We start from the raw sequence: 20,388 nt of genomic DNA, 5'->3' as shown, positions 1-20,388 counted from the left end.
ACTAGTCTTATTAGTCTTATAATGTTCCAAAAAAACGACCTGGATCGGATGATAACAAAAGGCAATTTAGCAAACGAAATCGTCAAAGTGATCAGCCAACGGGAAAAAATTATCAGTAATTACATCAATGACCATCAGCCCGAAAATATTATCCTGTGGCAACTCATGTATGAGATAACAGTCAAACTACTTCAGTCAGATGCATTTGACACACAAGAAGAACAAGAGATTCTTGCGAGTATGCGTGAAGATAATGTCGCTAAAAATAAATTACTTTCTGAGTTAATTGTTTTTGAGCAGAGCAATACAGCGCAAATCAAAGGTAATGCCTCTAGTCAAATAGTACTCAATAAATTTAAATTACCGCTAACGAGACTTAGCGAATCAATCATGTCAGATGCTTATCGATTAAACGAAATCAATCAAAAGAACATCAAAAATACCCTGGAACTGGTTTATTTGATTGTAATGTGCTCCGTTTTAACTCTGGTTGTTCTTTGCTTTTTAGTTTTATTTATCTTAAAAAGAAAAATTTATACCCCCCTTTTAATGCTCAATGAAGGAATTAAAAGTATTGGAATGGGGGATTTGGATTTTAAAATCAATGCTCATCGAAATGACGAAATGGGTCAACTGATTAAATCGTTTAATGAAATGGCACATAAACTGAACGATAGAACCATTGAACAAGAACAGATACGCAACAAACTGGAGAAATCAAACCGAGCCAATGTTTATATCGCTCGACATGATTCACTAACGAATCTTCCAAACGCAGTCTTAGCGAAACTTTTCTTAAATAATGCCATTGAAAATGCACGTAATACAAACACAATTGTTGCGGTCATTGATCTCGATCTGGATAATTTTAAACGCATCAATAACACCATAGGCCATTTAAAAGCCAATTTATTAATCAAAGAAGTGGGGAAACGGCTGCTAAAAATAACACGCAACAATATTGACCTAGTCGCGCGATTTGGCGCAAATGAATTTTATATTATCGTCCCATTGATTAAATCGAGACATGAGATTACTGCTGCTACGAAAAAAATTCAAAAGGCGATTACAAAACCATTTAGTATCGATAAAAAAGAATTTTACCTTACGGCAAGCATAGGCATCAGTCTATATCCATTTGATGGCACAGAAGTTAACACTCTGGTTGAGCAAGCTGATTTTGCTATGTATCAAGCCAAAAACATAGGCAGAAACAACATTCAATTTGCACTACAAGAATTAAGAGATTTAGAAAAGAAAAAAGGAGAAATGGAAGCGGAAATGCACCATGGAATCCAGAATAATCAATTTATTTTGTACTATCAACCCATCGTAGATACCAAAACCCAGGCAATTAATGGAATGGAGGCGTTAATTCGCTGGAAAAATGATAAAGGGGAAATTATTAATCCAGAAGAGTTTATTCCCATAGCGGAACGTTCTGATTTAATCGTAACAATGGGTGAATGGGTTTTAGAAACAGCCAGCAAACAATTCAAAGAGTGGCAAAAATACGGCCTGCAAAGCATGGATATAAATATTTCAGTCCATCAATTAAGCGATAGGTTATTAGATCTGACCAAAAAAATTATGAAACAATTAGAGCTACCTCCGGGTGGTCTTATATTTGAAATTACTGAAACCGTATTGATGCAACAAACAGATGTGATGCTTCGATTTAATAAAATCCTGACCGAGATGGGTGTAAGTATCTCTATTGATGATTTTGGTACCGGCTACTCGTCATTTACTTACTTAAATAAATTTAAAATATCAAATCTTAAACTGGACATCTCATTTATTAAGGACGTAAATAAAAATAAAAGAAAAGCAGCTGTTTGCAAAGCCATTCTTCAAATGGCTCGTACATTAAACATAAAAACCATCGCTGAGGGAGTAGAAACTCAGGAAGAGTTTGAGTTTTTAAAAGAAAATGGGTGTGATGAAACTCAAGGGTTTTATTTCAGCAAGCCACTACCCCCTGATGAAGTAGAAAAATTATTACAACGCAATGCACAATACTCTTCAGTTTTGGAGGAATTTCCTCGCTCTGTTGGCTAAGGATAGGAGACTTCTTATTTTAGGATATATGTTCACTGAAAATGATATGGGAGACAGTCAATTGATACTTCCTTATTCAGCTTACCACTGCAAAAAAATCTCATGGCTTAATCCCATTGATACTTAATACAGCCCAAAATCACTCAATATTCAAATGTATGCAGTATCTTATGGCCGCAGCGATTCGGTCATAGCTAATTGTTCAATTTCATCCATTTCGCCAACATCTGAAATTTTATTTCCGTGGAACAAAATATCAAGTGAAGAAAATATCTGTTTTAACCGAAATAACACAAGAGCACCTTCCTTGCCAATCTCATTATACTGTAGGCCGATCTCCTTGATATTATTGAATTGACGCAACTGCTCATACAAAATTTGAGCACCTTTGTCGCCAAGATGATTATTATCCAAATCAATCACAGAAACATCAGGATTGAGCTGTTTTAATGTATTGAGTACTTCTAAAAGTTCCTCATCATTAATGTCTAAATTTGCCAGATTCACTTTAGTATGATGTGTATTTCCAGTAATCTTTTTTAATATCTCTGGCCTCATAACCCCTCCAATCCAGTTAAACTCTTGCAATAGTTCTCATCATAATACCAGGGCCTGTTGACATTTCATCTATTTGTTCCTACTTCCCGAGCTTTACCCCGATTAATGGTCAACAGACCCCAGCATAGCCTATACATTTATGTGTCGCTAGTTTACGTTGATGGCTTGGCATCACTAGCGTTCAAATATGTTTCTTGTTGTTCAATCATGCTTTCTAAAGCTTTTATTGAGGATGTTTTTAATCCAAAATTTTGAGTAAACCAACCTTGAGCTGTATTAAGCACATCGGTCTCAAAGGATGTTTTTAACTCCTTTTTTAAATCGTTTAATTCTTCTTTAGTAGATGCCTCCTGAATTCGAATTTTCAGATCTTCTAAAATTTGTGTTTTTAAATGATCTCCCTTATAAGCCTGATATTTGGATTTAAAATTTTCATACTCCATGCTGGTATCAGATTTTTGAAACTTAACCTTATCAAGAGAGACTGTATAGGATTGATGATCTCGTCCGCTTGAGGGATCTGTAGTTTTGTAGGCATAGCGGTTCTTTACAAAATCCAGAAGGTATTCAAGGGGTGTACGTGCCACATCAAACACTTTACACGAATCATTTCCAAAGGGAAGCAACCTGAATGAGCCTGCTTGCTGTGACACATTTTTTTTACATTCTACTGGTGAACAACGCGGATCAACATGCATCATGTTAGGCCCAATACTTTGTTTGGCATTAATGCGAACACAATTAGACACAACAACGTGTGAGACAGGCTGCTTTGTTAGTTCAGGATTTTTCTTTACCAGATCAAAGTAATTGCTCCTCGCAACTCCACGAACATGATCCAGACACACATCAACTGCTGTTAGAAATGGGGAACCACCTGGAGTTTTGCAGCGTACTATATTATTAAAACTGAATTCCGTTGCCACACCATTAATCATAATTTGAGGCATAGTAACATCGGGTTGAGTTTTATCCAGTACCGGTAGAGTGTTCGTGTCACCACGTCCATCCGGAATTTTATACCGAACATCCAGAGTTGAAGTATTACTTTTGACAATTAACTGAACATTTGGTGTATTGCCACAAGTAATATGAGGAATCACGTTCATTACTTTGCCGTCATCTGTTTGGACAGCAAAAGATCCCAGTATCAACTGTACACCTGGTGAACATGTTTTTGCTTTTTCACTTATTTTATTTTGCAACGCTTCAAATTCAGTTAAAGTCAGCGGTTCTTTCGTATAAAAAAAGAACTCGTTAGTACTAAGACGCATCACATAATCAGGATCTACATCCGAAGTTCCCGAAATCCGGCAATTATCTTGATATGAACTTTCAGCATCATCCATTAACTCATGAATACTCCGTTCTAACCGTTCAACCATATTTTTGCGCTCATTATCGGGCATTGGCGCAGCTGGTATGGGATCATTGGCAGTAAGTGCTTCTCCAACAGGATTGTCTCGATTCATAGTGGCGATTACCGCTTTTTCCTGAATCATCAATTTTTTTCTGACCATAATGCCTTTCAGTTTAATCAATGCATGATTAAATTATAGACAGTAAATGTGCATTAATGTCAAAAAGAGTTTTTTTGGGTCGATTTCAATGCATTTATTTCACTGATATTTGTAGAACTCGATTAAGAACAGATTCAATTGATTTTGAAGCCCCATTACCTTCCTGAGCTCATAGCTCACGAAAATATAATGGCTGATAATGGTCTATCATAAATAATAATAACGAAAATCAGACAGATTTTAACCAGGTTCCTGAACAGATATCTCCATTATATGGATCTATGATGATGAAAAAGACTCTATTTCTTATTTTTATGTGCCTGTATCTTAATGCGTTCGCTGCAACGCTTATTATCAGAGGTCAACCACTTCCATTAGAATACAAAAATGATATTTATTATTGGCCTCTCAACCTTGCAGCAAGCCCCAATGGCAAAAACTTGTTTATTACGATTGATGGGATCAACAAGTTATGCTTCTTGAATACAGCTCCTCCTGGCTTATTGGAGCAAATGTCCGAGATTAGTATCAATATCAAAGGTCAACTCACCAATTGGAACTGCTTCCCATACATCACTACTATACATGAAGTTCGCCCATGATAATGGCTGGATGGATTTTCAGAAAATGGGCGTGATGAAACCCTGGTGGTTTATTTCAGCAAGCCACTGCCCCTCCGTTGAAGTAGAACGATGATTACAACATAATGTCCAAAGAGATACCGTCGAATAAAGAGCATACCTTAATCTCTGCTTCAACACCCTCCCCCCCAAAAAAGACTCATAAAAAAACCAAGTGACCACTTTTGAGTCACAAACAACCATTTTGTGTTATGATATAAGCCGTTTTAACCAGATGGTAAGCTATTATGCCAATTTTGACTGTGAATCCAACTCTATTGTCGCCCGAACAAATGGATGTTTTTATTGCTTTGCTTCAGCGTTTTCCCCAAAAACAGGTATGGGAAAAAGAGACAGAACACGATCTGGGACAAAATTATTCTCTTAAACTAACCCACCACATCGTACAAAGAGACCGCAAAAAAGAGAGTTCGGGAATCAGAAGAACGGGATATCGCTATGAGATTTTGGACAACACAGCCCTTGTAAAAAGTCGGTCGACACAAATTTATCCCTCTTATGCTACCCTGGCCGTCGATAATAATCATCAAACAGAACTAAAAATCAAACAACCTGGCAAAAAGCGCCTGGTCAAAATTCAAGATTTTATTCTCATGTCTAAATCGTCACATCGTGCGTCTGCATTCATCGAACAAGAAGCCATCATACTGGAAACTCTTCCACACCTAAGTGGAAAACCGTTGGTTATGAAATCACCCTACACCTACACAACCATGCGCCAAGTACCCGGCAAGGAATTGTACTATTCTATTGAGGGTGATGCCAGTAAAAAGACCATCCTGACTTTAGAGCAACGATTTGACTTCAGTTATGCTGTTTTAGAGGCATATGTCGATCAAGTGTTAAAACCGGGTTGGGTTCATAGAGACATTAAACCGGAAAATATTATCATCTCAATGACTCAGCCACCGAGAGCATATTTTATTGATTACGGTTATGCCAAACCAATAGGCCTTTATGATGGCATGGACTGCGGCACAGCGGCGTATGTTGCTCCCGAAATATTTAAAGGGGATGAAGCATCAACTGCGAGCGATGTGTATTCCCTTGCTCGTGTTTTGGCATTAATCTGGGGTGATTATGTAGGACATTATTGCGCCCCTGGCAATGAGCGCGAGGTAAACGCGTTTTTTAAATTACATTCGGGTTATTTCACTTATTCCAGATTATTCCATAATGGTACCCTTCCGGGTCTGACTGAAGAAGAAAAGACTCAAATCAGAACAACGCTTACCAAAATGTCTGCTTTAAAACCCAGTGATCGCATGGTCGTTACTGATGCTTTGGAGGTATTTAATCAGATGATATCTCGCCGCTCATCGCATGGACCAGCAAGCGCAGCATCAAGTAGTGTACCAGACGAAACAGCAAAGGAAATACCAATACAAGCTCCTAAAAGTCTAATCGCCATTCATGAACAATTATCTGGATTGAAAAGAAAAATCCATACTGTTGCTGAATCACAAAACCCTGATGTCGCAGATTTACTCACTTTTGTATATCTTGCACTTGCAACAGAAACAACAGCACTTGAACAATTATTCCAGGAGGGATCCTGTTCTAAAGAGCTATTTGATTCATACAAAGCAAGGTGTGCTCTTCATATTGATTCATTACACTACAAATTAAGCCAAAGTGAAAACGACTTACTGAAAAAATTAACCATCAGACTTGATCTTCTCGCCGGCTACATTAACCAGGCATACACCAATTACAACCTAAATCTGAGAATAGGTTTTTTTGATCGAGTACAGCAAAAGGAACAGCCTGAGACAATAGAACAAGACCTTGCGCAAGAAACATCAGTTCCGATTATCTCAGGATAAGCAGATAGAATGGGATGACAAAAACTGAAATACCCGGGCGGTGTGAATAAATGATGTGTTCTTAACACCGCTCCGCCCTGATTATTTGAGCCAATGTCCGAGATTAGTGTCAACATCAAGAGTCAACTCACCAATTGGAATGACTTCCCATATACAACAACTCTATGTGAGGTTCGCCCATGATAATGGCTTGATAGATTTTCAAAATCACGTTATAAACAGCTCTTAAATCTGTAAAATCATTTTGCCTATACCTCACCTACGGAAACTAACGAACTGCTCTAATATACGTTAGCAGGTTAGAGAAAGTCACAAAATGAGCTGAAGCTGTTTGAAGAATCATAACGTTTAACTTAGCCCTCATGATTTACTCAATTCAAAAGCTTGAGCATCAAGCAATTAGAAAAAGGTTTTAACAAGGAGTTTGTTGTGAAAAAAATAGCTCACATTATGGTACCCAGTCGAGGTACGGTCCCTGAAACAACGATTTACATCCACATTACCTACGAAAATGAAGAATCACTAAAAACAAAACCGTATTTATTGATGATTCCAGGCGGCCCCGGAGCCAATCACTCCAACTACAGTGATTACGATTGCCTGCAAGAGAAAGCCAATATCATTTACTACGATCCTCGTGGATGTGGTTTAAGTGCCAAAGGTGATCCCTCGACCTACACCATGGATAATAATATTGACGACATCCACCACATCATTCGTGAATTAAACCTGGATCAAGTCATAGTATTGGGTAAATCCTGTGGAGCAATGCATGCCCTTGGCTTTACTATACGCTACCCAGATCAAGTAAGTCGTTTAATTTTAGCAGCTGGTGCACCAAGCTATGCTTTTCTGGAAACAGGGAAAGCGAATGTTTTAGAAAAAGGCACAGAAGAACAAATTAAGGTATGCGAGACCTTATGGAGTGGATCTTTTAAAAATCTGGAAGAAGCTGACCATTATTTTGCGGTCATGAAGCCTTTTTATTCCTGGAAAGTAAGACACAATGAACCAGTAGATCGCCCTGCCCCATTATATCCTTATAGTTTTGATGCGCTTAATCAAGGATTTCGTACTCAGGTTTGGAGATTTGATTTTCAAGATCAATTATCCACAGTCCAATGCCCAACGCTTATTTTGGTAGGTGAAGAAGATTGGATTACCTCTCCAATCTATTCAAAACAAATGGCTGAAGGAATACCCAACTCCAAACTAATCATTTTTGAACAATCAGATCATTCAATGGAATCGGATGTCCCTGAACAATATTTTGGAGCTATAAATACGTTTATTCCCTCACTACCACTTGAAAAAAATCCTGATTTATTATTTTTTAAAGAACAGAAAGATAGCATGGTTCACGATGCCTTATTAACTTGTTCACCCTGAAAGGACACCAAAGAGTTACTAAAAAATTGATTTTATCTCTGTACATGACAAAAAACCTATCTTGCCCGCGCAAGCGGGCAACCATTAGGCAATTGGCACTGCAGTAAGTTGAGATAACTCATTGTCATACACTAAAAATCATATCATCTCGAACACCAAAAGAAGGTGATATGGAGTGTGTCAGCGAGTTGAAAGAGGGTTTAAATGTGGAAAACAATAATCCCCACTGGCTCTTTGGCATCGGCTTATTTTGATGAATGGTTGCCAGCCTGTGCGGGCAAGACAGATTTTTTGTCATGTACAGAGTGATTTTATCAGGGTCTGTTGGCAATTAAGCATTATAACGCAAAAACCAAAAGAGAGCCGAAAGGATCCAATCCAGGATGCGGGGGCGCTAAAATGAATTCCCCCCTTAATTTATAAAACAAAAGGAGTTGTTAATGCCCGGTTATACGATTAATCCTACTTTATTAAACGCCACAGATTCTGATCCCGTTTCAGAACAGTTGCTTGCAAATTTAATAAAAACATCTGATTCGCCATTCTTCCCTCGTGGCTACTATCAGGTAACACTAAACGAAAAACCCGTTTCAATCTATCTAACCCACTCATTATTGCTTCGTCATCGAGAAAACAATCATGCAGAGTCTCGAATTGAGGTTCTTAAAAACATGAGCCCTATCAAAGGAGGATTTAGTTATCTTTATAAATGTTTAGGTATACTCGCTCCGGAAGATCATTATTCATTTAAAAGGAGAAAAAACGAGAGAGCCAGAATATGTAAAATCATCCCCATTACACAACTTTTTACTCCTGAACTGATTTTACGAGAAGGATCTTATACCAAAATGAATCCGGTTCTGCGCTGTAAAACGCCTGTTTTGGACAGCCAACAGGGCTACCTGGTAATGAAAAATGCTGGAAAGGTGGATTTGTTTGATTTGTTAGAAGCTCTAGACGCGGGAACGATAACACTCACTGTCAGGGACAAGTTACATTTAACTTACACTATTATAAAAGCGGTTAAAGAGCAAATCCATGATTTGAACATTATTCACACTGACTTGAAACCTGAAAACATTATAATAAATCTTGAAACGATGAATGCAACCATCATTGATTACTCTTTCGCAGAAGAGATGAATCACCCCAAAGAGGCTGATGATGTTCACGGCTCTCTGCAATACCTTGCTCCCGAAATTCTGTATAATAACTTCCGAACAATCAAAGCAGACTCCTTTGCATTAGGGCTTACCATTGCGCAAATATGGGGCTATTTATTCGATTTAGATACTACGCCCTCTACAAGTTTTGCTGAGCTCTATGAGTTTCATTTGACCCGAACATGGACCTATTTATTCGAACATATACCACTCAATCCATCACTAAAAGAAAAAATAACCAGGATTTTTGATGACTTAACTGAATTTGATCCCGATAAACGAAAGGTGCCCTCCGATGCGCTACTTCAGTGGGAACTCGTGATGCATGAATTTGAGCAAATAGAAGCGGAGCAAGATGAACTCAAAGAGTCTGTCCCAAAACCTCAATTACAGCGTACAGCAGTCCCCAAAAGCCCGACATTTTTTGCAATAGCCTCTACGTCTGCTTCGGAACACACCATCGATGGTACCAATGATACAAAAGATCAGCCTCAACAATGGAGAAGAGACAGCTTCTAGTTCACTTTATTCAAATGCACCCACCCTCCGCCTAATGCCTTGATCAATTGAACACTGGCAATATGGCGTCGGGTCAGCACGTTAACGGCAGCGAGTTCGGTTTGTAAGGCAGTATTTTCGACTACCACTACATCCAGAAACGTCGTAATCCCGCCATAATAGCGATTGTTTGCTTGTACTAACGCACGTTTCGCTGCCTGAGCAGCCGCTTTTTGGCTCCGAATTTCCTGATCCAGCTGTTTAACGGCAACCAGATTGTCTTCTACTTCCTGAAATGCCGTTAATACAGTTTGTCTGTAATCTGCTACCGTTTCAAAATAGCTGGCCTTGGCATGTTGTAACAACCCTACTAACTTACCTCCCTCAAAAAGTGTTTGAGCCACAAGAGGTTTAGCCAAAGCCAGCGTGCTGACTGGCCCTAAAGACCAGATCAAACTGGGCTTTGAAATAAGATTGGATAAGCTCTGACTTTGAAAACCAATGATCCCGGTCAGATCCAGCACAGGGAAAAATGCCGCTCGTGCAACACCAATTTTGGCATTAGCAGCGTAGACGCGAAATTCAGCGGCAGCAATATCCGGTCTTCGTTCCAATAAAGTGGAAGGAAGGTCGGGAGTGACTTGAACAATTTTGCGGGATAGTTGAGCCGGAGCCAATGAAAAATCGGCTGGAAATCGACCAATTAGTATGGCTATTGCATGTTCAAACTGGGCTCGTTTCAAACGCATGTCTGCAGCAGCGGTCTTTGCATTTTCAAGTTGAGTTTCGGCATTATCGACATCCTCGATTGGAGAGGCGCCACCGTCATATCGCTTTTTATTTAAATACAGTGCTTTTTGATACGCTGCAACAGTAGCATCTAAAATCCGTTGTGATTCATCACAACCTCTTAGAGAAAAATAATCACTGGCCAGTTCAGCATGTAAACTTAAAGAAACAGCTGCCAATTCAGCTTCTGTTGCATTTATTGTATTGTTCTGTGCAGCCACTGCATTACGTATACGCCCCCATACATCGAGTTCGTAATTAACCTGAGAACCGATGATGTAATTATTATACAAAGGGACTACCGATGGATCCGCCATAGTGATAGAAGTCTGTTGTCTGTTTGCATTGAGCGTTCCCTTGATGCTGGGAAACAATCCGGATCGTGCTACTTGCCCTAATGCAACAGCCTCTTGGTAGCGAAAATAAATCTTTTTCAATTCCTGATTCGAAACATCAATTGATCGTTCTAATTGATTCAGTACAGGATCATTATATACCTCCCACCAAGGCATGATCTTAGGAGAGGGCATCACTGTTTTGGCGGGAACCCATGTCCCTGTTTCTTTGAAATGTGCAGGAACTGGCATAAATGGGCGTTCATTTTTAGGTGCAAAAGAACAACCGGTCAGACTGAAGATGACAATACCCCAAACGATGATCTTGCTCATGAAACAACCCTAACGTGTTCGCCATTAATAATGGAATCAGACGGATTTATTATGATACGTTCTCCAGCCTTAATTCCCTCATCAACCTCCACTACATCGCCAAAATCACGACTGATGGTAATTGGCTTTAATACAACCCGATTATTATTATCAACAACAGCGATTTGTAATCCTTGTGCCTGGAACAAGAGTGTGTTTACCGGCAGACGAAATGTATTTTTGGGAATAGTGAATGTAAAAGTGACCTCGGCATAACTGCCCGCGAGCAGTTCTTCATTGTTATTTTCCGCTTTAAATTGAGCCAGTAAAGTTCGAGTTGAAGGATCAATAGCCTGTGCCGTTTTAATTAACTGTGCAGGAAACGTTTGCCCCGGGTGCTCAGCAAAAGTCATAGTGACCTTCATATCAGGGGTAATTCGCGAAGAGTAATTCTGTGGAATTTTTACATACACTCGTAATGGATTGGTTTGCGCAATTTGAAATAACGGTAAGCCCGTATCACTGCTACCCGCATTGATTAATGAGCCTATATCTGTAGTTCTGGAAGTAATAACACCATCAAAAGGTGCGGTAACTCTCTCGAAACTCACCAGATCTTTTAGGCGATCTACATTAGCACGTGCTGCCACCTCCAGAGCATATTTCGATGCAGCATCACTTACTTTTTCATCACGTTCCTGTTTGGAAACTGAATTGGACTTTACCAGATTCATCCACCGTTTCGCGGTAGATTGGGCAATTTTATTATTCGCTATAGCCGTATTCAAGTCAGCCTCTGCCTGGCGCAGTTGAGCATCCAGTTCAGGTGTTTCAATTACCGCGAGTAAATCCCCCTTTTTTACATGACTTCCTATATCAACGTACCAATTTTTAATGTACCCGTTAGTTCGCGCGTAAATTGTAGCGTCATGCCAGGCCTGAACATTACCCGGTAAAATAATCTGCTCCGTCCCGCTAAGAGGAGAAGTGATGTGTACTTTTACACAACTCACCTCATCCGCTCTGGTTTGTTGGCGTAAGATAACAGCCGAATACACTCGGTAAACAATAACGATAAAAAAAAGAATAAAAAATAAAACCAAAAACACAAAGAGCGGGTTTCTTTTGTTAATGGGTGATTGAACTTTAATTCCTTTTAACATTATTTTTTCCCTTGCTTCACTTTCAATTGACGATGATGAATCATATAAAAGACAGTAGGTACAAAAAAGAGAGTTGCCAATGTCGCAAATGACAGCCCTCCAATGACCGCACGACCTAATGGCGCATTTTGCTCTCCGCCATCCCCTAATCCCAGAGCCATGGGCATCATTCCGATGATCATTGCTGAAGCGGTCATCAAAACAGGACGAATACGATTCCGACCTGCTTCCAGAGCAGCCTTTAAAGGATCATGTGTTTCTAATAAATGTTGGCGGGCAAAGCTGATAATTAAAATACTGTTTGATGTGGCTACGCCCATACACATAATCGCTCCTGTTAACGCAGGAACGCTCAAAGTAGTACAGGTAATAAATAAAAACCAGGCTATACCTGCAATTGCAGCCGGCAAAGCGGTTATAATGATGAAGGGATCAAGCCAGGATTGAAAATTAATCACGATCAGAAAATAAATTAACAGAATAGAAAAAACGATTCCCCAATACAATCCTTCAAACGCATGTTTCTGGGTATCAATCTGGCCTCTTACTGATATGGTTGAACCTAATGGCACTTCATTACTCATCTCGGCAAGAATGCGGTTAATGTCCTGTGTGATAGAACCTAAATCTCTATCCTGCGTGGCTGCAAAAATATCAATGACCGGTGAGACATTGTAATGAGATTCAACTACAGAGGTCCATTTACGGGTAATGGTACCCAAAGCTCCCAGAATCTGATGTTGCGTTGGTGATTGCACACTGACCGGGTTTCCATCGATCATAATATTACGTAAAGCTTGCAAGGAATTCATCACATACTGCGGCGCCTGAACTACGATAGGATAAGACACATTATTTTGAGGACTTAACCAAAATGTAGGCGTCGTTTGAAAACTACCTGCTAAAGTGATCAATAAATTCGTAGCAATATTCCGCTGAGTTATTCCCAGCTCCTTTGCCTTACTTCTATCAATATCAACAAATAATTCAGGATAATTCATGGCTTGATGTTCTCTTATATCCACAAGTCCAGGAACTTTTTTTAATCGTCGCATCAGCTTCTTTGCATACGCTCTGTTTTCATCTTGCTTTAAGCCAATGATTTGAATATCGATGGGAGAAGGAAGCCCGAAATTAATGGTTTGGTTCACTATATCAGCAGGTAAAAAAGCAAAGGATACATCAGGGAATTGTTCATTAAGTACTTTTCTTAATTGACGCTGATAATCAAATACCGACTTATGTTGCGCTTTTAAAGAAATCAAAATATCCGCATCTTCAGGACCAACCGGAGCAGAGTTACTGTAGGATAAATTGATTCCACTTACAGGCAAACCTATGTTATCCACGATGGTATCCAGCTCCTGAGGAGGAATAACAGTTCGAATTACCTTATCGATGTTATCAACATAACGAGCGGTCACCTCAACGCGAGTTCCAGTCGGAGCTCGTATATGAAGCTTAAGCTGACCAGCATCCACGTTAGGAAAAAAATTACTACCTAGCCACGGCCATAAAAGAACAACGGACGCAATTATAAATGCTAAAAACGATCCGACAAAAACAGCGGCATTGTTTAATGCCTTACTCAGCAAGTGAGTGTAATGTTCCCGAAAAATTTCAAATTTCTTTTCAAATCGATGATGAAATCGCGCGAAAAAATTTTGAGCTTGTTCTTTCTTTTTAGCATCATGCTTGTGCAATAAATATTTTGCCAATGTAGGTATGAGCGTTCGTGATAAAAGATAAGAAATCAACATCGCAAAAATAACCGCTTCGGCCAGAGGCACAAATAAGTATTGAGCGACTCCGCCTAGATAAAACATGGGAACAAAAACGATGCTAATACACAGAGTAGATACTAATGCCGGAATGGCGATTTGGTGCGCCCCATCTAATATAGCCTCTTCAACCTCTTTACCTTGTTCCAGATTCCAGTTTATGTTTTCGATGGCAACGGTAGCATCATCAACCAAAATACCTACCGCCAGTGCCAGCCCCCCCAAAGTCATAATGTTAATCGTTTCACCCAATGCGGAAAGAATGGTCAATGAACCAATAATAGACAGAGGAATGGATATGCTGATGATTAAAGTGCTGCGTAGACTGCCAAGAAAAATTAAAATCATCAAAGCAGTCAAGGATGCAGCAATAATCCCTTCAGTAATAACTCCCTGGATCGCAGCGGTAACAAATATCGATTGATCCGCAAACTGCCCTAGTTTTAAACCAGCCGGCATAATCTCTTTAATTTTAGGCAATAAGGCTTTTATCTGCTTGATAATTCCTAAAGTAGAAGCATTTCCAGTTTTTTGAACGGACATCATTACAGCGCGCTTGCCATCAACCCTTACTATGTTGGTTTGTGGTGCAAAACCGTCCCGAACATGGGCAACATCACGAACATACACCACACGGCCAGGGGTCGATTTAACAGGCATATCATTTAAATCGTTTACCTTGAGAGGACTGTTATTGAGCTTGACAATGTATTCATAATCACCAATTTTTTGCGTTCCCGATGGAATGATCAGATTTTGTGCTTCAATAGCCGCATTAACTTCTGATGGTGACACCCCATAAGTTTGCATGGCTTGTAAATCCAAATCTACTTGTACCTGGCGTACTTTCCCTCCATAAGGATAGGGCAAAGAAGCTCCTGCCACAGGAGCTAATTGAGGACGAATGAAATTATTGCCCAAATCATTCAGTTCTTGCTCCGGGATGGTGTCACTGGATAAAACCAATTGCAAAACGGGAACAGTTGATGCCTTATAATTCAAAATTAAAGGAGGCAGCGTTCCCGGTGGCAAGGAACGCAATATCGTTTGTGCTATGGAGGTCACTTGGCTCAGAGCCAACTCGATATTCACCCCCGGTTGAAAGAAAATCTTAACTACGCCGACCCCTATCAACGATTCAGATTCAATATGCTCAATATCATTAACTGTAGTAGGTAATGACCGTTCGAATACGCTGGTTATTCGATTACCCATATCATCTGGAGGCAATTCTGCATAACTCCAGATAACACTGATTACAGGGATGTTGATGTCAGGAAAAATATCTGTGGGGGTCCGCATTATGGACAGAGGCCCAATTATAAGCAATAACAGAGCAAGTACAATAAAAGTGTAAGGTCGTGTCAGTGCAATCCGTACAATCCACATAACGTTCCATGTATAAAATCGAGATAATATCTCAGTTTAAAGGGATACTTAGGTAATCAATAAAATTCATATAAAAATCAGAGTAAAACCTTCTATTAAATAGTGCAACAAATTTATTCCCTCAAACACCGATTGACTCGTTGATCGAAGTTAGAGAAAGACAAATCAGTACCTGCTTCAACACACGTTTTAAGGTTCTCTTAATAATTCATCTGTATTCTATTTGATCATTTTATCTTAAAAAAATCATCCCGGATGTCCTGAGGGCTACAGATGATTACCGCTATAAAAGGATATCGAGATGTCAGACACCGTATTAATCGATTACAACCATACTGTGGAGATGCTTACTAAACTGCCTGCAGGCGCGAACATTACCCCCAGTGCGCCCATCTGTCTCTTGGTCACAACTATGGAATCTTGGAGAAAAGTCAGATTTGCGTGCAGGTTAAATAACAGCAAGCTGAAACACTATTATTTCAAAAAAGGTGAACAAAATATGTAGTTTGAATTTTTTAAAGGGATAACAAAATGTCCCTGCAAACCAAGACATTGCAGGGAACATTTTAACTGTTTCTAAAAACGGTGAGCCAATTCGCTCTCTTCGATTACATCTCCATCCAAGGCTTCAATGATGCTGGCAATCGGTCGAGTTATAAGGCTCGCTAAACTAAAAATCATATTAAAAATCTGTGCGACAAATGCGCTGATTATCCCATCGACATTCCTGCTAAAATCGTCGAGCTCCTTGTCAGTAGCTTTATCAATTAACTTACTGGTTTCTTGTTGATGCAAAGTCCAGTTATAAACTGCTTTTAATAAAGAAGCTGTAGCATTCAGTATACGAATGGATGCATCAAGAGCAAAAATTGTATCTAATACAAAAAAATCGAGAACTGGAGTTGCAACAAAAGCAACAAAGTCGGAGTGTTTAGTTGGGGTCTCTTGAATAGGTCGAAACATTGTAATAAAACGATGTGCTGTTGAATCAAAAGGTCTACCAGTTAATATCGGTTTTATAATCTCAGCCATCTTTATGGACTCCTGTAAGGTTAATTTTACCGCGCAAGAATAACATAGAATACTTAAGCAATTATTAAGATTAGATTGCACCATGAAAACCAAATAAGAAGCATTCAGTCACCCGTTTCATTTTATAGTCAAACTAACAGCTCTTTATTCTTTGTACACTCGATTTCAAAGATCCAGCGATCTGGACCTGATAGGTTCATCCAATCCCGAAATGATATGCCTCATGGCTAATAATGAGGCTCCAGGATTTTTTAATGAGTTACTGTGCCTGTTGCCTGTACATAAAAAATATTTACCATTATCCTAAAAAAACACTTGACCCTATTGTTGCTATAGACCTTATCTTGGCTAACAAGGAGGAAATACAATGACTCAATGGTTCGTAAAAGACTTGGCAAAACTAACCGGCATAACAGTGCAAACGTTGCATCATTATGATCGCATTAATTTATTGAAACCTTCTTTACGAATGCCCAATGGTTATCGTGTTTACTCTGAACAGGATTTATTGCAACTGCAACAGATTATTGCTTTGAAGTTTTTCGGATTTGAATTAGCCCAAATCAAAACGCTGCTTACCGAAGAAAGCAAAGCCCTCGACCATTTTAATAACCAGGTTCGGGTGCTGGAACAAAAAGGAAGAGCTTTGGTAGAGGGAGCTAAAACACTGCAAAGCATCATTGATACTGTTGATAGTCATAAATCCATACCATGGGAAACTATTATACAACTTATAGAGGTCTATAAAATGACAGATAATCTTGAACACAGTTGGGTAAAAGAAATATTTACTCCTGACGAGTTAAAACAGTATGTTGCGTTCGAAAAGGAAATGAAAGCCAACAAAACACCTGAGCAAAAAGCGGCTTTTGAACAACAATGGCACCAAATTTTGAATGAGTTGAAAATGAATATGCACCAGGATCCTGAATCTGCTCGAGGTATTGAATTGGGTAAACAATACATGGAATGGGTCAATGGTATCTATGGAAAAAAATACGCTCATTTAAGAACCAAGAAATGGGAAAAGGGCTTTGGTGAAGGTAAAGGACTTGAGGACATTGGGTTAACACCTGAATTATTGGCCTGGATAGAAAAAGCCACCAATGCGTACTGGCACGATCGCATTTTTAGCATTCTTGAACAGGTTGGCAAACAACCCGAGGCTATAGTGTTAGCACTATGGAATGAAGCGCTTGATGACTTGTATGGGAATGAAAATGCACGGAAACAAGCAATTTATGAACTCGCTTTAACTAATGAACAGGTCAGTGCTGAAGCAAAAGCCTGGCTAAATAAACTGATGAACTCCTAACCCAGTCATAGAGGAGAGGCAATAATTGCCTCTTCTCTTTATTCTCATTTTATGAACCACAGACTGACGCATTCATCATGCACAATCAAACAATCTCTTTAAAATGATGACTGACGTTCAAAATATCCATTTCAGCCTTGTATTCTTTGGTCTGTATCTGAAACATACCCAAAATGGTGTGAAATAAATTATCCTGAGAAAATGCATGATCAGCATAGGCTTTCAGTTCCTTCATACTGCCTTGGGAAAAATTATCTGACAGCCAGAGAATCGCACCGACATGGGTTTGTGCTTCAGGAGCAATAAGATACGGCATGCCGTGCAAGTAGACACCAAATTCCCCTAAAGATTCACCATGATCGCTGATATAGAACAGAGCTGTTTCAAAATGCTTTGTATTTTCTTTGAGCAGACCAATCGCTTTGGACAAAAAATAATCGGTGTACAAGATCGTATTATCATAAGCATTGGCGATTTCTTCAAGACTGCACTGTTCCAAAAGGTTCTTTTTGCAAGCAGGTTTGAATTGCTCAAATCTCGAAGGATAACGCTTGTAGTACGCTGGGCCATGACTGCCCATTTGATGGAGGATAATGGCAATATCACCTGTCGTATGCTGATCAATAAACTCTTGTAAACCAATCAACATGCCTTCATCCCGGCACTCCGTATCACATACAGTATTTCTGGAGGGATCTTTATAGTCCTGATACACAACATGGTGAGGACGTACTGCAACACCTTTAGAATCTGAATTATTCTCACGCCACAAAACAGTAACCCCTGCGTGAGCAAGCACATCCAGCAGGTTTTCAGAAGCATTGAATTTTTTTTCAGAATAAGCTGCTCGCTCAAAGGGGGAAAACATACAGGGTACCGCTACTCCGGTGCTGGTGCCGCAGGAAGTGACTCGTTTAAAACTCACACTCTGTTCTTGAGACAGTAATGGGTTAGTCTGTTTGCTGTAACCATTTAACGAAAAATGATCCCAACGAGCAGTCTCGCCGACCACAAGGATAATTAAACGCCGCTCATTACCCGATCTGACAACATGCGCATCACTGCCCAAAGGAGTAGTGATTTTGGGAGCTTGGTCCTGAAGTTTTGAGGAGGCATAACCCCACATCGCATTAATGAGGCTTAATGGATTTATATAATAACGTACGATTTTATGCTCGCGAGAGAAGGAAGCATAATATTTAGGAAACAGACTCAATTGACTGATTGCCACAAGAAGCAACAAAAAAATAAATACCAGGCGCTCCCCAATGGCTCTACGCCATGGTATTGCTGTTCTCTTGTATCGATAAATCAACACGGCAGGAACAAGCCCCAAAAAGGACACATACAAGCCCAGCTTAAGGGTAATCAAATCACTCGCTTCTTTGGCATCAGTCATGACTATGTTCTGTATCATGATCCTGTCAATGATGACGTCAAAAGTATCCATATAATATGCAGCAATTGCCGCAAACAGCACAAAAACAACTAAAACAGGCTTGGTCAATCTTCGAATGCACAGGAAACTGAATACGAGCGTATTTGCTGCGAAAATTAAAACAAAAGTTGAAATAAGAAAACCTGAATTACCAGCAAATGCAGGATAAACTTCGTTAATATGATGATAAAACGCCCCGTTATATAAGGCAGTTAATAGCAAAGCGACGCTTAAGAGCAAGTAATTCGATTTGATGCAGTTTAGTAAAAACATATCACTATCAATTCGCGGTGACCTCTAGTCGCGATAGTGTAACGATCAAATTACCAAAATTCTCTTTAATTTTTATTAAAATCAAGTTTTACTCTGGTGGGCTATAATTACGAAATGACCTCATATGCTCTGAAAGGATATCTACGATGGCGTGTTCCAATAATAAACTGTTTCAAACTGGTGCATTATGCGGCTTCATTGATAAAGTTTATGATGGGGACTGCACTCTTAAGTCATTGACCGAAAAAGGAAATTTTGGAATTGGAACTTTTGATGCAGTGCACGGTGAATTAATCGGGTTTGATGGTCAATTTTATCGAATAGTCGAAGACGGGATAGCTCGCCCCGTAGATCCCCAACAAAAAACTCCCTTTGCCTGGGTCGTTGATTTTGAAGAAACGGATCATTTTGAATTGAACAACATCGAAAGCTTTGAACATTTTACTGAGGAATTTGATAAAAAGCTCTCCTCTCTGAATTATATATATGCCTATCGCTTTGAATGCATGCTGGATGAAATCGATTGCCGCTCAGAGGCGTGTCAACCGAAACCGTATCAACCATTAGTGGATACATTCCCCATGGTTCAAGCCAATTTCAGATATCACCACATCAAAGGCATCTTAGCTGGATTTCGCTTTCCTGAATATTTCTCAACTTTAAACATACCTGGGCATCACATGCATTTTCTAAATCCTGACGAAATGAAAGGAGGCCATGTATTTCGATTTAAATTTAAATCAGCAACAATTAAAGTATGCATGATTAAAAATTTTGAACTCGCATTAATCGAATCCGAAGCGTTTAGCCAATTAACCCTTGGTGTAGAAGAGTTACACAGTGCAACGCAAGCGATTGAAAAACAGAAATAACCATCCTCTTACCAAGACATAGTTAATCCAGGA

Annotated in this window: 13 protein-coding genes; 6 read left to right on the top strand and 7 right to left on the bottom strand. The window is 39.4% G+C overall.

Annotated elements, in window-relative coordinates:
- Positions 1-48 precede the first annotated feature (48 nt).
- On the top strand, positions 49-2,061 hold the full coding sequence (locus G543_RS18520; RefSeq protein ID WP_162145899.1) for a GGDEF domain-containing phosphodiesterase: 2,013 nt from the start codon (positions 49-51) through the stop codon (positions 2,059-2,061).
- 168 nt (positions 2,062-2,229) lie between these two features.
- Here G543_RS18520 and G543_RS0115460 read toward each other — a convergent pair whose 3' ends face one another.
- On the bottom strand, positions 2,230-2,619 hold the full coding sequence (locus G543_RS0115460) for a leucine-rich repeat domain-containing protein (protein WP_028385329.1): 390 nt from the start codon (positions 2,617-2,619) through the stop codon (positions 2,230-2,232).
- A 152-nt stretch (positions 2,620-2,771) separates the two neighbouring features.
- Positions 2,772-4,139, bottom strand: a complete 1,368-nt coding sequence (locus G543_RS0115455; protein WP_028385328.1) for a hypothetical protein — start codon at positions 4,137-4,139, stop codon at positions 2,772-2,774.
- Positions 4,140-5,007: 868 nt separating this feature from the next.
- Between G543_RS0115455 and G543_RS0115445 the strand changes: the two genes are divergently transcribed.
- From G543_RS0115445 to G543_RS0115435, 3 genes are all read left to right on the top strand, one after another.
- Positions 5,008-6,606 (top strand): protein kinase domain-containing protein, encoded by a 1,599-nt coding sequence (locus tag G543_RS0115445; protein WP_028385326.1) that lies wholly within the window; start codon positions 5,008-5,010, stop codon positions 6,604-6,606.
- 429 nt (positions 6,607-7,035) lie between these two features.
- A complete protein-coding gene (locus tag G543_RS18125) occupies positions 7,036-7,995 on the top strand; it encodes an alpha/beta fold hydrolase (protein WP_051190741.1) in 960 nt (319 codons plus the stop codon).
- A 440-nt stretch (positions 7,996-8,435) separates the two neighbouring features.
- Complete coding sequence (locus G543_RS0115435) at positions 8,436-9,677, top strand: protein kinase domain-containing protein (protein WP_028385325.1); 1,242 nt, start codon at positions 8,436-8,438, stop codon at positions 9,675-9,677.
- On the opposite strand, the gene G543_RS0115430 is transcribed toward G543_RS0115435, so the two are convergent.
- The 4 genes from G543_RS0115430 to G543_RS0115410 all read right to left on the bottom strand — a co-directional run bounded on the left by G543_RS0115430 (position 9,674) and on the right by G543_RS0115410 (position 16,457).
- Positions 9,674-11,113 carry an efflux transporter outer membrane subunit gene (locus tag G543_RS0115430; protein ID WP_028385324.1) on the bottom strand — a complete coding sequence of 480 codons (1,440 nt, stop codon included), beginning with the start codon at positions 11,111-11,113 and terminating at the stop codon, positions 9,674-9,676. The genes G543_RS0115435 and G543_RS0115430 overlap by 4 nt on opposite strands.
- On the bottom strand, positions 11,110-12,255 hold the full coding sequence (locus G543_RS0115425; protein ID WP_028385323.1) for an efflux RND transporter periplasmic adaptor subunit: 1,146 nt from the start codon (positions 12,253-12,255) through the stop codon (positions 11,110-11,112). The genes G543_RS0115430 and G543_RS0115425 overlap by 4 nt, the downstream gene beginning before the upstream one ends.
- On the bottom strand, positions 12,255-15,425 hold the full coding sequence (locus G543_RS0115420) for an efflux RND transporter permease subunit (protein WP_028385322.1): 3,171 nt from the start codon (positions 15,423-15,425) through the stop codon (positions 12,255-12,257). The genes G543_RS0115425 and G543_RS0115420 overlap by 1 nt, the downstream gene beginning before the upstream one ends.
- 576 nt (positions 15,426-16,001) lie before the next feature.
- The gene (locus G543_RS0115410) at positions 16,002-16,457 is read right to left on the bottom strand and encodes a hypothetical protein (RefSeq protein ID WP_028385320.1); all 456 of its coding nucleotides are present in this window, start codon (positions 16,455-16,457) and stop codon (positions 16,002-16,004) included.
- A gap of 367 nt (positions 16,458-16,824) precedes the next feature.
- Between G543_RS0115410 and G543_RS0115400 the strand changes: the two genes are divergently transcribed.
- Complete coding sequence (locus G543_RS0115400; protein ID WP_028385319.1) at positions 16,825-17,772, top strand: MerR family transcriptional regulator; 948 nt, start codon at positions 16,825-16,827, stop codon at positions 17,770-17,772.
- Positions 17,773-17,857: 85 nt separating this feature from the next.
- Here G543_RS0115400 and G543_RS0115395 read toward each other — a convergent pair whose 3' ends face one another.
- Positions 17,858-19,483 carry a phosphoethanolamine transferase gene (locus G543_RS0115395; RefSeq protein ID WP_028385318.1) on the bottom strand — a complete coding sequence of 542 codons (1,626 nt, stop codon included), beginning with the start codon at positions 19,481-19,483 and terminating at the stop codon, positions 17,858-17,860.
- A 146-nt stretch (positions 19,484-19,629) separates the two neighbouring features.
- On the opposite strand from G543_RS0115395, the gene budA reads away from it, so the two are divergent.
- On the top strand, positions 19,630-20,355 hold the full coding sequence (budA, locus tag G543_RS0115390) for an acetolactate decarboxylase (RefSeq protein ID WP_028385317.1): 726 nt from the start codon (positions 19,630-19,632) through the stop codon (positions 20,353-20,355).
- Positions 20,356-20,388 lie beyond the last annotated feature (33 nt).

This window comes from Legionella moravica DSM 19234 (assembly GCF_000423305.1).
Lineage (GTDB): Bacteria > Pseudomonadota > Gammaproteobacteria > Legionellales > Legionellaceae > Legionella > Legionella moravica.
This window is presented reverse-complemented; position numbering and strand designations above follow the sequence as displayed.